We start from the raw sequence: 13,662 nt of genomic DNA on the forward strand, positions 1-13,662 counted from the left end.
AGGGCGGCACACGGCGATATCGGGCGAACCTGCCCGGCCGGACCGCATCGGTCGGCACGGCCACGGCCCGGCAGCCGTGGGCGTGCCGGGCCGGTCAGGCGCGGCGAGGCCCGTCAGGAAGTGGTTGGTCAGGCCGGGACGGCGGCGGCCTCCTCGGCCTCCACCTGCCGCTTCCAGTCGGGCTTGCTGGCCCGCCAGCCCTCGTCGTTCATGCCCCGGCGCCAGTAGCCGGAGATGGAGAGCCGCTCGCGGGGAACGGCGCGTTCGACGCGGAGCAGGCGGCGCAGATCCTTGACGAAGGTGGCCTCGCCGTGCACGAAGGCCTGCACGTCACCGGGCGGGAACTCCAGGGCGCGGACGGCCGTGACCAGGGCCTCCCCGACCGGGCGGTCGCCCCGGTGCAGCCAGGTCAGGCGCACCGCGCCCGGGCTGGCCAGCGGCTGCTCCTCGGTCGGGTCGGCGACCTCGACGAAGACGGTGGCCGGGGCGCCGGCGGGCAGCCGCTCCAGGGCGGCGGCGATGGCCGGCAGCGCGCTCTCGTCGCCCACCAGGAGGTGCCAGTCGGCGTCGGGGCTGGGGGCGTACTCCCCGCCGGGGCCGACGAAGGGCACCGGGTCGCCGGGGCGCAGCGCGGCCGCCCACGGCCCGCCCAGCCCCACGTCGCCGTGGTGCACGATGTCGACGGTCAGCTCGCCGGCCGACGCGTCCCAGGCCCGCACCGTGTACGCGCGCAGCCGGGGCCACTGCTCCCGGGGCAGGTCACGGCGGAGCGCGTTGAGATCCGCCGGGATCGGGTACCGCGTCCCCGGCGCCGGGAAGACGATCTTGATGTAGTGGTCGGTGAACTCGCCCACCGGCAGGCCGGTCAGCTCCTCACCCCCGAGCACCAGCCGGACGACGTGGGGGGTGGGCCGCTCGGTGCGCAGTACCCGGGCGGTGGTGACCTTGATGGGGCGCTCCGTCATGCCGGTTAGGCTAGCCTAAGTTCGCGCGCCTGCCCATCCCTGATCCCCCGTCGGCGGATGCCCGCGCCCACCGCGTACCACCCGCGCGTGCCAGGCGACAGCCGCCGGGTCGGTCAGCGAGGCCACCTGGTCGACCACCACCCGGAGCCGGGCCGTGTCGTCCGGCGCGGCCGACCAGAGCGGGGCGAAGACGGGATCCAACCCGTCCGGCGCCCGGTCGACCAGGGCGTGCACCAGCTCCGCCAGCACCTCCCGCTGCCGCCGGTAGCGGTCCCCCGCGCCGGGGCGACGCATCACGTACCGCAGGGCGATGCCCTTGAGCAGCGCGCACTGCGCCCCGATCCGCCGGGGCACCACCAGGTCGGCGGCGTAGCGGCGGTGCGGGCCCGGGCCGTACCGCTCCTGCGTGGCCGCCACCACCGTCGAGACGAAGCGGCCGGTCAGCACGCTGGTGGTGGCCTTCAGCGCCGCCTGCGCGCGGTGGCTGCCGTCGTAACCGGCCAGCGGGGCGAGCACCGGGTCGTCGAGCAGTTCCAGCAGCACGTCGCCGAGGTCGGCCGGAGACTCGCCGGAGTAGGTGGCGGCGACGTCGGCGCAGAGCGCGGCCCGCTCGTCGGGGTCGCGCAGCAGCGTACGCAGCGCCACGTACCCGCCGTGGATGCCGTCCTCGACGTCGTGCACCGAGTACGCGACGTCGTCGGCCCAGTCCATCACCTGCGCCTCCAGGCAGCGCCGGTCGTCACCCGGGCCGCCCGCACGCAGCCAGGCGAAGAGCGGGAGGTCGTCGTCGTACACCCCGAACTTGCGCTGCTCCCGGCGGCGGGGCCACGGGTACTTGCTCACCGCGTCGAGCGAGGCCCGGGTCAGGTTGAGGCCGGCGGACCTCCCGTCCGGCGCCACCACCTTGGCCTCCAGGCGGGTCAGCACCCGCAGCGTCTGCGCGTTGCCCTCGAAGCCGCCGCAGCCGGCCGCGAGGTCGTCCAGCGCGTCCTCGCCGTTGTGCCCGAACGGCGGGTGACCGAGATCGTGGGCGAGCCCCGCGGTGTCGACCACGTCCGGGTCGCAGCCCAGCCGGGCCCCCATCTCGCGGGCGATCTGCGCGACCTCCAGCGAGTGGGTCAGCCGGGTACGCAGGAAGTCGTCGGTGCCGGCCGTGTGCACCTGGGTCTTCGCGGCCAGCCGCCGGAACGCCGCCGAGTGCAGCACCCGGGCGCGGTCCCGCTCGTACGCCGACCGCCCGTGACCGGTGTCCTTCGGCGGCTCGTCGGCCCAGCGGGCGACGTCCGGGTCGTCCGGCCCGGGAGGCTCAGTCCTCACGCTGCCGCAGCACGCAGAACTCGTTGCCCTCCGGATCGGCCAGCACGGTCCACCCGCTGTCGCCCTGCCCCACGTCGACGTGCCGGGCGCCCATGTCGACCAGCCGCTCGACCTCGGCCTCCTGGTCGTCGGGACGCAGGCCGAAGTGCAGCCGGTTCTTGGTGGTCTTCTCGTCGGTCACCGGCACGAAGACGATGCCCGGCAGCAGGTCGGCGGACCGGCGGATCTCCACCTCGTGCGGCTGTTCGGTGACCACCTGGTAGCCCAGCGCCTCGGCCCACCAGCGGGCGAGCCGGGCGGGGTCCCGGGCGTCGACGGTCAGGCTCTCCCAGGCGCTGCTCATGCCGATCAGGTTACGCCCGCGCGCCGCGAACGGCGCGCCGCCGGCGCGCGCCCGACGGCTACGCAACCTCCGAACAGTCGAGAGTTGTCGACCGATCGCCGACGGTTACGGGATCGCGATCCGGCATGGCCGGCGGTAGCGTTCCCAGCGCGGAACGTGACCAGACTGAGGGCCCGACGGTGGGGAGACGCCCGTGAACGCGGACACGATGATGGGAACGGAACTGTCGGAGCTGCGCCGGCGCCGCCCGGAGGTGGCGGGCACGGTGCTCGCGGGCACCGACGGCCTGCTGATCTCCAGCGACCTTCCGGCGACGGACGCCACCCACCTGGCGGCGCTCGCGGCGGCCAGCTTCGGCCTCGGCCACCGGGTGGCCGACACCGTGCGGCACGGCGAGTTCCGGGAGTCGGTGGTCCGCACCTCGACCGGCGCCGTCGTCACCTACCCCGCCGGGCGCAACGCCCTGTTGACGCTGGTCGCCGACGCCAGCGCCGACCTGGACGAGCTGCACGCCGACGCGCGGGCGGTGGCCCGGCGCACCGGCTCGGTGCTGGACACCAGCCGCCTGATCGGGGCGGCGACGGTGCCCGAGGCGCACGCCCGGCTCGCGGCCCGCACCTCGGGCGGCAGGCTGCCCCGGCGCGTCACCCCCCACACCTGGCGCCGCCCGCCGGTCTGAGCAACCCCCGGGAGTCGGTCCGCGACCGGCTCCCGACCCACGGTGCGGTCGCGCCGGCACGGGCCGCCCGCACGGCAGCGGCGGCGGATTCCGCTCCCCCGGGTCCGCCGCCGGCCTGTCGTCCTCGCGCGTCAGTCGTCCTCGCGCGTCAGCGGCTGTCGGAGCCGTCCGTCTCCACCGCCGCGCGGCCGGCCTCCAACCGGGCGACGGGCACCCGGAAGGGCGAGCAGGACACGTAGTCCAGGCCGACCTCGTGGAAGAAGTGCACCGACTCCGGGTCGCCGCCGTGCTCGCCGCAGACGCCGAGCTTCAGCTCCGGCCGGGCCGCCCGGCCCTCCTCCGCGGCGATGCGCACCAGCCGGCCCACGCCGTCGCGGTCGATCGACTCGAACGGCGAGATGCCGAAGATGCCCAGCTCCAGGTAGCGCCAGAAGAACGCGCCCTCGACGTCGTCGCGGGAGAACCCCCAGCCCATCTGGGTCAGGTCGTTGGTGCCGAAGGAGAAGAACTGCGCCGCCTCGGCGATCTGGCCGGCGGTCAGCGCCGCCCGGGGCACCTCGATCATCGTGCCGATCAGCACCTCGACGCCGCTGTCCCCGACCACCTCGGCGATGATCTTCTCGGCCTCGGCGCGTACGGTCTCCAGCTCCTGCACCGCGCCGACCAGCGGGACCATGATCTCCGGCCGGGCCACCGCGCCGCTGCGGGTGACGGTGACCGCGGCCTCCGCGATCGCCCGGACCTGCATGGCGAACAGACCGGGGATGACCAGGCCGAGGCGCACGCCGCGCAGGCCCAGCATCGGGTTCTCCTCGTGCATCCGCCGGACGGCGGCGAGCAGTGCCTCCTCCTGGGCCACGTCCTCGCCGCGCTCCTGGGCGACCGCCACGTTGACCGCGAGCTGCTCCAGCGGGGGCAGGAACTCGTGCAGCGGCGGGTCGATCAGCCGGACGGTGACGGGCATCCCGTCCATCTCCCGGAAGATCTCCTCGAAGTCGGCGCGCTGCAACGGGAGCAGCGCGGCCAGCGCGGCCTCCCGCTCGGTGTTGTCGCGGGCCAGGATCAGCCGCTCGACCAGCTCGCGCCGGTCGCCGAGGAACATGTGCTCGGTGCGGCAGAGGCCGATGCCCTCCGCACCGAAGCGCCGGGCCCGGGCGGCGTCCGCGCCGGTGTCGGCGTTCGTGCGCACGGCCAGCCGCCGCCGCTCGTCGGCGTGCGTCATGATCCGGTGTACGGCCCGCACCAGCGCGTTGTCGACGTGCTCGGGGTCGAGGCTGCCCTCGAAGTACTGCACCACCTCCGACGGCATGACCGGCACCTCGCCGAGGTAGACCTTGCCGGTGGTGCCGTCGATGGAGACGATGTCGCCCTCGACGACGGTCTGCCCGCCGACGACGAAGCGGCGCTGCGGGACGTTGACGTCGATCTCGTCGGCGCCGGAGACGCAGGTCTTGCCCATCCCCCGCGCCACGACGGCGGCGTGGCTGGTCTTGCCGCCGCGCGAGGTGAGGATGCCCTGGGCGGCGATCATGCCGTTGAGGTCGTCGGGGTTGGTCTCGCGCCGGACCAGGATCACCGACTCCCCCTCGGCGGCCAGTTCCACCGCGCGGGCGGAGGTGAAGACCACCTTGCCCGACGCCGCGCCCGGTGATGCCCCGATGCCCTTGGCCACCGGCTGGAACTCGTGGTCGAGCCGGAACCGGGGGAACATCAGCTGGGCGAGCTGCGCGCCGTTGACCCGGTGCAGCGCCTCGTCGAGGTCGATCAGGCCCTCGTCGACGAGCTGCCCGGCGATGACGAACGCCGCGGCGGCGGTGCGCTTGCCGACGCGGGTCTGGAGCATCCAGAGCTTGCCGCGCTCGATGGTGAACTCGATGTCGCAGAGGTCCTTGTAGTGGCCCTCCAGGCGGGCCATGATGCCGAGCAGTTCGTCGTAGGACTTCTTGTCCAGCCGCTCCAGATCCTGCAACGGCACGGTGTTGCGGATGCCCGCGACCACGTCCTCGCCCTGGGCGTTGGCCAGGTAGTCGCCGTAGATGCCCTGGGCGCCGCTGGCGGGGTCGCGGGTGAACGCGACGCCGGTGCCGGAGTCCGGGCCGAGGTTGCCGAAGACCATCGCCACCACGTTGACCGCCGTGCCCAGGTCGGCCGGGATCCGCTCCTGGCGTCGGTAGAGCACCGCGCGCTCGGCGTTCCACGACTCGAAGACCGCGCGGATGGCCAGGTCGAGCTGCTCGCGCGGCTCCTGCGGGAACTCCCGGCCGGTGTGCTTGAAGAAGATCTTCTTGTACGCGTCGACCAGCCCCCGCAGGTCGTCGGCGTCGAGGTCGAGGTCGTCGTGGGTGCCCTTGGCCCGCTTGGCGTCGTCGAGCGCGTGCTCGAACTCCTCGCCCGGCACCTCGCACACCGTCTTGCCGAACATCTGGATCAGACGGCGGTAGGAGTCCCAGGCGAACCGGTCCGCGCCGCCGGAGGTCTGCGCGTCCGCGCCGCTGGCCTGTCGCGCGAGCCCCTGGACGCTGCGGTCGTTGAGGCCGACGTTGAGGACGGTCTCCATCATGCCGGGCATGGAGAACTTGGCGCCGGAGCGGACGGACACCAGCAGCGGGTCCTCCGGGTCACCGAGGCGCTTGCCCATCGCCTGCTCCAGCGACGCGAGGTGCGCGGCGATCTGGTCGGCGAGGCCGTCCGGCTCCTCCCCCGTGACGAGGTACGCCTTGCAGGCCTCCGTGGTGATCGTGAAGCCCGGTGGGACCGGCAGGCCGAGATTGGTCATCTCGGCCAGGTTGGCCCCCTTGCCACCGAGCAGTTCCTTGAGATCCTTGTTGCCCTCGGCGAAGGCGTACACGTACTTGTGTTCCACCGTCTCCTGCTTTGCCACCAGAGCCCTCCCACGCGCGCCGGTCCGACACTTAACGAAGGTTCAGTCGCTCTCATACCCCGGGACGGACCACCGGCAATCCCGGTGCCAAGCCGGCCGGTGGGCGAAGGCTAAGCGAACATCGAGGGACCCGGGACCGTTCGGTGACAATAGGCACAGCTATCCCGACTATCCGCGTTCGTACCGGTTTTTGGGAACGCTTCCACGCGCACGATCACGCATTTCCGGCTCCGCCTCGTATCCTTGGCCGCACGCTTTTCGGTGAACCTCACCTTTGCCATAACCGCCGCAAATACACCCCTCGGAGCCGACGCCGTGCCAGCCGTTCCCACCGCCGCCCCGGAGCCGCTCGACCCGTCCCGCGCTGCCGGGGTGGAGGAGCGGGAGCCCGGCCACCACGCCCTGCCGGCCCACGAACCGGCCGCCGCCGAGCTGGCCCGGGCGGCGACCCGGACCGCCGACGACCTGCTCGTCCCGCCGTCCGGGGCCACCGACGACCTGCCCGTTCCGCCGCCCAGGGCCGCCGACGACCTGCCCGTCCCGCCGGGCCGGATCCGGCTGGGCGATGTCGTGCCCGCGCCGGAGCGGGTCACGCCGGTCCCGGGCGCCGACTTCGTCCTCACTCCCGACGCGGCGATCCGGGTGAACGGCGACGACGACGCCCGCGCCGTCGCCGGACAGCTGGCCGCCCTGCTCCGGCCGGCCACCGGCTACCCGCTGCCGGTGACCGACGCCACCCGACCGGAGCCGGCCGGCGGCATCACCCTGACGCTGGCCGGCTCCGCCGGCCTCGGCCCGGAGGGCTACCGGCTCGACGTGACGCCCGACGGCGTACGGATCGAGGCCGCCGCCCCGGCCGGGCTCTTCCACGGCGTGCAGACGCTGCGGCAGCTCCTGCCCGCCGCCATCGAGAGCCCGGTACCGGTCGCCGAGCACTGGGCGCTGCCCGGCGGCTCGATCACCGACCGGCCCCGGTTCCCCTACCGGGGGGCGATGCTCGACGTGGCCCGGCACTTCTTCGGCGTACCGGACGTGCTGCGGGTGATCGACCACCTGGCCCGCTACAAGCTCAACCACCTGCACCTGCACCTCACCGACGACCAGGGCTGGCGGATCGCGATCGACTCCTGGCCCCGGCTCGCGGAGGTCGGCGGGGCGGTCGAGGTGGGCGGCGGCCCGGGCGGGCACTACACGCGCGACGACTACCGGCGGATCGTCGCCTACGCCGCCGAGCGGCACGTCACCGTGGTGCCGGAGATCGACCTGCCGGGCCACACCAACGCCGCGCTGACCGCGTACGGCGAGCTGGCCCCGGAGGGCACCGCGCCGCCGCCGTACACCGGCACCGAGGTCGGCTTCAGCTACGTCGACCCCACCAACGAGCGGACGTACGACTTCGTCGCCGACGTGCTGGGCGAGATCGCGGCGCTCACCCCCGGGCCGTGGCTGCACATCGGGGGCGACGAGGCGTTCAAGGTACGTCCCGACGCGTACGCGGCCTTCGTCGAGCGGACCCAGCGCATCGTCGCCGCAACCGGCAAGACGGTAGTGGGCTGGCACCAGATCGCGCCCGTCGCGCACGCCGAGGGGCGGGTGCTCCAGTGGTGGGGCACCAAGGGCGAGGACCCGGTCACGGCGGACGCCGTCCACCGGGGCGCGCGACTGGTGCTCTCCCCCGGCAACCACGCCTACCTCGACATGAAGTACGCCCCGGACACCCCCATCGGGCACGACTGGGCCGGCCTGATCGACGTGCGGCGGTCGTACGACTGGGACCCCGGCACCCACGTCGCCGGCGTACCGGCCGACGCGGTGCTGGGCGTCGAGGCGCCGCTGTGGACCGAGTCGGTCACCTCGCGGGCCGAGGTCGAGTTCATGCTCTTCCCGCGCCTACCCGCGATCGCCGAACTGGGCTGGTCGCCCCGCGCGACGCACGACTGGGCCGCGTTCCGCGACCGGCTGGCAGGGCACGGCCCGCGCTGGACCGCGGCCGGCATGGCCTTCCACCGCTCGCCGGAGATCCCCTGGCCCGCCGAGCGGCCAACTCCCGCCGCGCGGCAGGCGGCGATCCCCACCCAGACCGGCCACCCGGCTCCCACTACGCCACACACGGCGATCCCCACCCAAACCGCCCACCCGACTCCCAGCGCGCCGCAAACGGCGATCCCCACCCAGACCGGCCCCGAGGAGGCCCCCGCGCCAGGCCCGTCCGCCTGACGCCCGCGCCCAACGCCCCCATCCCCGCCACGGTGGCGGTCGCCGCCGCCATCGCGGTCGTCACCGGGTCACCTGGCTCACCCCGGTTACCGGGTCACCCGGGTCCATCGGATCATCGGTGGAGATCTTGGTACGAGATGGCCCCTGGAGGGGCGGTTTCTCACCAAGATCTCCGGTAGAGCCCAGCGGACGAACGCGAGAGTGGGCACCGGCGGGGTGTGGCCCGCCGTGCTCGGCGCAGGGACGGGGCGGTGGCGGTCGCCGCTGCCGTCGCGGTCGCGGTCACCGTGACGGCCACGGGTGCCGTGACGGTCACGGTGCCGCCGCCATCGCCGTCGCGGATGCCTCTCGATCTCGGGGTCCGGGCGGTTCCGCCTGACGCGTCACTCAGGGCACGTACCGCCGGTTGCTGGGGTGCCTATTGCTGGCGGGCACGCGGACAGGCGCGCGGATCCGCTCCTCGGGCGCTGTCGAGCTGATGTCGTAGACGATTCAGCGGTGCCGTCCGTCCCCGATCGGCAGGGAAAGCGGGCCGACGGCGCGGAGCGGAGTCGCGGTTCATGCCGTCGGGGCAGCGTGAGTCGTTTACGACATCAGCTCGACAGCGCGCTCGCCGCCCCATGCTCACCCGACGGCCGACGGCGTCGGACTTTAACGGCTGCGGCGGACCGCAGATTCGTGGGGGTTTTGTCCGCTTCGCGGCCTCCCAATACGTGCCTGGATGTCGCCGCCGTCCGGTGCGTCCCGTGGTCGGCGCCACCTCGACGGCGGAATCGTGGGCCGGTGCGGGTCGTTGAACATGGCATACCCACGGCGCTCCCCCGCGCCACGGTGGCCCGACCGGCCGGCGGAATGACTGGCCGACCCGAGTCGTTGAGACATCCCGGACGCCCGAGCAGGTCCCCCCACCGCCGGAGCGATCCGTTCTGACTTCCCCCTCGCGGCACGCCGCTCCCCCGCGCGTCCGCGTACCCCCGATCGAAAGGTGCTGCCATCATGCGTACCGACATCCTGCGTAAGACCGCTCTGACCGCTGCCGGGCTCGCCTTCACCGGCGGCGCCATCGCCGGCCCCGTCACCACCGCCCTCGCCGCCCCCGCCGAGGCCAAGCCCACCACGGTCGCCCAGGACCGCAAGGGCGGCGAGCGCGAGTTGGGCGTGCGCTACGAGGCCCAGCCCAACTTCTACTACTGCGGCCCCGCCGCCGCCCGCAACGCCCTCAGCGTGCAGGGCAAGAACATCGACGTCGACGGCATGGCCCAGCGCATGGGCACCACCGAAGCCGGCACCAACTCCATCAACGACATCACCCCCGTGCTGAACAAGGAGACCGGCAAGGACGCCTACCAGTCGGTGGAGATCCCCGGCGCCAAGGCCGACGACAAGCAGACCGACAAGCTGCGCGGCGACATCGTCACCGCCATCGACGAAGGCCACGCCATCGTCGCCAACATCGCCGGCACCGCCACCGACACCGACGGCACCACCCACTCCTTCGAAGGCGGGCACTACATCAGCGTCGTCGGCTACCGCGACAACGGCAACACCGTCACCATCGCCGACTCCGCCAACCCCAACCAGGCCTCCTACCGGATGAGCGTCGACAACCTCGCCGACTGGATCGCCACCCGCGGCTACACCGCCTGACCCAACACCAGCGACACACACCACCCAGCGACACCCAACCGGCGAAAGCCCAACGACAAAGGCCGGCCCCCACAAGGGGCCGGCCCTTTCGTCGTCTCTCACCTCCACCCGGCGTCCGTAGCAGGGCAGGCCGGGCCGAGCCGAAGCCAGAGCCCGGGGCGGCAGCCGGGACCGAGCCGAAGCCAGAGCCCGGAGGTCAGCCGGGTCTTCACCTTCACCCGGCGTCCGCAGCCGGGCAGGCCGGGCCGAGCCGCAGCCGAGGGCCGGTGCGGGAGCCAAGGACCGGGGCAGGAGCCAGGGCGAGGGCCGGGGACCGCCGAGGCCCGGGGGCCGGCTGGGGGCTCAGCCGCCCGAGTCGGCTAGTTCGGCGCCCTCCGGGACGGTGTCGTCGTCGCGGCTGGCCAGCCAGCCGTCCGGCAGGAAGACCTTCCCGGGCGAGTTGGTGCGACCGCGCGGCTGGCCCAAGGTGGCCACGGGGAAGGGCTCGGTCGGGTCCAGCTTGGCGAGCAGGTCGTCGAGCTGGGCCAGGCTCTCGATCATGGCCAGCTCGCGGCGCAGCTCGCTGCCGACCGGGAAGCCCTTGAGGTACCAGGCGACGTGCTTGCGGAAGTCGGTGCAGCCGTCCCGCTCGCCCCGGGCGGGGGTACGGGAGCCGGCGGTGAACTGGTCGACCAGCAGTTCGGCGTGGCGGCGCATCGTCAGCGCCACCTCGCCGAGGGTGGGCAGGCGGCGTTCCGGGCGGCCGTCGAACGCGGCCTCCAGGTCGGCGAAGAGCCACGGTCGACCCAGGCAGCCCCGGCCGATCACCACCCCGTCGACGCCCGTGTGCGCCACCATCCGCAGCGCGTCGTCGGCCTCCCAGATGTCGCCGTTGCCGAGCACCGGGACGTCGAGGGCCTGCTTGAGCGTCGCGATGGCGTCCCAGTCCGCCGTGCCGGAGTAGCGCTGTGCGGCCGTACGCCCGTGCAGGGCGACCGACGCCACCCCCGCGTCCTGGGCGGCGAGGCCCGCTTCGACGTACGTCAGGTGGTCGTCGTCGATGCCCTTTCGCATCTTGACCGTGACCGGCACCCCGGCGGGTGACGCGGCGTCCACCGCGGCCCTGACCAGCCGCGCGAAGAGCCGGCGGCGCCACGGCAGCGCCGAGCCGCCGCCCTTGCGGGTGACCTTGGGGACCGGGCAGCCGAAGTTGAGGTCGATGTGGTCGGCGAGGTCCTTCTCCACCACGATCCGCACGGCGGCGGCGGTGATCTCGGGGTCGGTGCCGTAGAGCTGGAGGCTGCGGGGCCGCTCGTCGTCGCCGAACGCGATCATGCGCAGCGTCTTCGGGTTCCGCTCGACCAGCGCGACGGTGGTGATCATCTCGCAGACGTAGATGCCGCCGCCCTGCTCCCGGCAGAGCTGCCGGAAGCCGACGTTGGTGATGCCGGCCATCGGCGCGAGCACCACCGGCGGCCACACCTCGTGCCGCCCGAGGGTCAGCGGGCGCAGTGCGGGAACGGTCGGCGCGGTCACCGGACAAGTGTACGGGCCCCGGCCGGCGCCACTTCCGCGCCGGCCGGGCCCCACCGCAGCTCAGCAGCCGGGGAGGCGCTCGATCAGGTAGCGCTCGACCTGGTCCAGCGCGATGCGCTCCTGGGCCATGGTGTCCCGGTTCCGGACGGTCACCGCGTTGTCGTCCAGGGTGTCGAAGTCGACGGTCACGCAGAACGGGGTGCCGATCTCGTCCTGGCGGCGGTAGCGGCGGCCGATCGCCTGCGAGTCGTCGAACTCCACCACCCAGCGCTTGCGCAGGTCGGCGGCGAGGCCCTTCGCCTTCGGCGAGAGCGCCTCGTTGCGCGACAGCGGCAGCACGGCCACCTTGACCGGGGCCAGCCGCGGGTCGAAGCGCATCACCGTGCGCTTGTCCACGCCGCCCTTGGTGTTCGGCGCCTCGTCCTCGTCGTACGCCTCCAGCAGGAACGCGAGCACCGCGCGGGTGAGGCCGGCGGCCGGCTCGATGACGTACGGCATCCAGCGCTCGCCCTTGGCCTGGTCGAAGTAGGACAGGTCGACGCCGGAGTGCTTGCTGTGCGTGGAGAGGTCGAAGTCGGTGCGGTTGGCGATGCCCTCCAGCTCCGCGAACTCGGTCCCGCCGAACTGGAAGCGGTACTCGATGTCGACGGTGCGCTTCGAGTAGTGGGAGAGCTTCTCCTTCGGGTGCTCGTAGAAGCGCAGGTTGCTCTCCGACAGGCCCAGGTCGAGGTACCAGTTCCAGCGCTCGGAGAGCCAGTACTCGTGCCACTGCTCGTCCGAGCCCGGCTCGACGAAGAACTCCATCTCCATCTGCTCGAACTCGCGGGTACGGAAGATGAAGTTGCCCGGGGTGATCTCGTTGCGGAACGACTTGCCGGTCTGGGCGATGCCGAACGGCGGCTTCTTGCGGGCGACCGTCTCGACGTTCTTGTAGTTGACGAAGATGCCCTGGGCGGTCTCGGGCCGCAGGTAGTGCATGCCCTCCTCGCTCTCGACCGGGCCGAGGAAGGTCTTCATCAGGCCGTTGAACATCTTCGGCTCGGTGAAGGTGCCCTTGTTGCCGCAGTTCGGGCAGTTCAGCTCGGTCAGCGAGGCCGGCGGCTTGCCGTGCTTGGCCTCGTACGCCTCCTCGAGGTGGTCGGCCCGGAACCGCTTGTGGCACGACTGGCACTCGGTCAGCGGGTCGACGAAGGCGTCCAGGTGGCCGGAGGCGGCCCAGACGTCGCGGGCCAGGATCACGGCGGAGTCGAGGCCGACCACGTCGTCGCGCTGCTGGACCATGGTCTTCCACCACTGCCGGCGGACGTTCTCCTTGAGCTCCACGCCGAGCGGACCGTAGTCCCACGCCGACCGGGTGCCTCCGTAGATCTCGCTGGAGGGGAAGACGAAGCCTCGGCGCTTGGCGAGGCTGACGACGGCGTCGATACGGTCGGCTGGCATGTTTCCTCCTACGCCGACTGGCGGTCGGCGGGGACGCGGTAAGGACGGAAGGAACAGTTCGGGACAACGGTACGACCCGTGCCGTCCCGGGCCCAGCAGAATACCGGGGGCGGGTCAGCTCACCCCGCACACCTCCATGCCGCCGGTCTGCTGGTCCTGCCCGAGGGTGACCTCCTGCCGGTCCTGCCGGCCGCCCGTGTAGGTGACGTCGACGGGCACGGTGAGGGATACGGCGTCCACGTCGCCCACCCGGAAGGTCGCGATCTGCGGCTCGGCGGCCACCCGGCGCTCGAACTCGCGGCGTGACTCGCGCCGCTGCGCGTCGTCGCAGAGCTGGTCGTACGCCGCGCCGTACTTCCGCTCGACGAGCGCGCGGTAGTAGTCGGTGGAGACGGTGCGTCCCTGCTCGCGCACGGCCTGCACCCCCGTCACGGCCAGACCCACCACGGCCGCGCCGCCACCGCCGCAGCAGAGCAGCACGGCGAGCGCCCCGGCGCCCAGCCCGAGCCAGAGCCGGGTGTTGCGCCCCTCGGTGGGCGGCGCCGCGAACGGCGGGGTGACCCCCGGCCCGGCCGGCGGGGCGGGCACGCCCGGGTCCGCCGGCGGGCCGGGCACGGCGGGCGGCTGCGCCCCCTGCTGGCCGGGCGACGGAGGGTAC

9 protein-coding genes and 1 pseudogene are annotated in these 13,662 nt (G+C 73.2%); 3 read left to right on the forward strand and 7 right to left on the reverse strand.

Going from position 1 to position 13,662, the window contains the following annotated elements:
* Positions 1-128: 128 nt before the first annotated feature.
* Genes AC0OO9_RS07410 through AC0OO9_RS07420 form a run of 3 tightly spaced genes read right to left on the reverse strand, consistent with a single transcriptional unit; the run spans position 129 to position 2,625 of the window.
* Positions 129-965: a siderophore-interacting protein gene (locus AC0OO9_RS07410; RefSeq protein WP_484516535.1), complete on the reverse strand. Its 837-nt coding sequence runs from the start codon at positions 963-965 to the stop codon at positions 129-131.
* Between the two features lie 15 nt (positions 966-980).
* Entirely contained in the window at positions 981-2,282 is a 1,302-nt protein-coding gene (locus AC0OO9_RS07415; RefSeq protein ID WP_484516536.1) for a deoxyguanosinetriphosphate triphosphohydrolase, read from the reverse strand.
* Positions 2,272-2,625: a VOC family protein gene (locus AC0OO9_RS07420; protein WP_484516538.1), complete on the reverse strand. Its 354-nt coding sequence runs from the start codon at positions 2,623-2,625 to the stop codon at positions 2,272-2,274. Before AC0OO9_RS07420 ends, AC0OO9_RS07415 begins: the two co-directional genes overlap by 11 nt.
* Positions 2,626-2,818: 193 nt before the next feature.
* Here AC0OO9_RS07420 and AC0OO9_RS07425 point away from each other — a divergent pair, with 193 nt between their 5' ends.
* The gene (locus AC0OO9_RS07425) at positions 2,819-3,304 is read left to right on the forward strand and encodes a roadblock/LC7 domain-containing protein (RefSeq protein WP_484516540.1); all 486 of its coding nucleotides are present in this window, start codon (positions 2,819-2,821) and stop codon (positions 3,302-3,304) included.
* Positions 3,305-3,452: 148 nt separating this feature from the next.
* Here the strand turns inward: AC0OO9_RS07425 and ppdK are convergent, their stop codons facing one another.
* Positions 3,453-6,185, reverse strand: coding sequence for a pyruvate, phosphate dikinase (gene ppdK, locus AC0OO9_RS07430; RefSeq protein WP_484516541.1), 2,733 nt, complete (start codon positions 6,183-6,185; stop codon positions 3,453-3,455).
* A 315-nt stretch (positions 6,186-6,500) separates the two neighbouring features.
* On the opposite strand from ppdK, the pseudogene AC0OO9_RS07435 reads away from it, so the two are divergent.
* Both AC0OO9_RS07435 and AC0OO9_RS07440 read left to right on the forward strand, forming a co-directional pair.
* A pseudogene (locus tag AC0OO9_RS07435) lies at positions 6,501-8,297 on the forward strand (beta-N-acetylhexosaminidase); the annotation flags it as partial.
* A gap of 1,101 nt (positions 8,298-9,398) precedes the next feature.
* Positions 9,399-10,049: a C39 family peptidase gene (locus AC0OO9_RS07440; protein WP_484516543.1), complete on the forward strand. Its 651-nt coding sequence runs from the start codon at positions 9,399-9,401 to the stop codon at positions 10,047-10,049.
* Between the two features lie 342 nt (positions 10,050-10,391).
* Here AC0OO9_RS07440 and dusB read toward each other — a convergent pair whose 3' ends face one another.
* From dusB to AC0OO9_RS07455, 3 genes are all read right to left on the reverse strand, one after another.
* The gene (gene dusB, locus AC0OO9_RS07445) at positions 10,392-11,564 is read right to left on the reverse strand and encodes a tRNA dihydrouridine synthase DusB (protein ID WP_484516545.1); all 1,173 of its coding nucleotides are present in this window, start codon (positions 11,562-11,564) and stop codon (positions 10,392-10,394) included.
* A gap of 60 nt (positions 11,565-11,624) precedes the next feature.
* Positions 11,625-13,004: a glycine--tRNA ligase gene (locus AC0OO9_RS07450; RefSeq protein WP_132240383.1), complete on the reverse strand. Its 1,380-nt coding sequence runs from the start codon at positions 13,002-13,004 to the stop codon at positions 11,625-11,627.
* Positions 13,005-13,118: 114 nt separating this feature from the next.
* The gene (locus tag AC0OO9_RS07455; RefSeq protein ID WP_132240457.1) at positions 13,119-13,592 is read right to left on the reverse strand and encodes an Rv0361 family membrane protein; all 474 of its coding nucleotides are present in this window, start codon (positions 13,590-13,592) and stop codon (positions 13,119-13,121) included.
* Positions 13,593-13,662 lie beyond the last annotated feature (70 nt).

It is taken from the genome of Micromonospora sp. USAFONa4 (genome assembly GCF_057197825.1).

What these genes read in the sequence shown, in the direction of transcription:
- AC0OO9_RS07410 (WP_484516535.1), bottom strand. Translation starts at nt 965, where the DNA reads ATGACGGAGCGCCCCATCAAGGTCACCACCGCCCGGGTACTGCGCACC.
- AC0OO9_RS07420 (WP_484516538.1), bottom strand. Translation starts at nt 2,625, where the DNA reads ATGAGCAGCGCCTGGGAGAGCCTGACCGTCGACGCCCGGGACCCCGCC.
- AC0OO9_RS07440 (WP_484516543.1), top strand. Translation starts at nt 9,399, where the DNA reads ATGCGTACCGACATCCTGCGTAAGACCGCTCTGACCGCTGCCGGGCTC.
- AC0OO9_RS07450 (WP_132240383.1), bottom strand. Translation starts at nt 13,004, where the DNA reads ATGCCAGCCGACCGTATCGACGCCGTCGTCAGCCTCGCCAAGCGCCGA.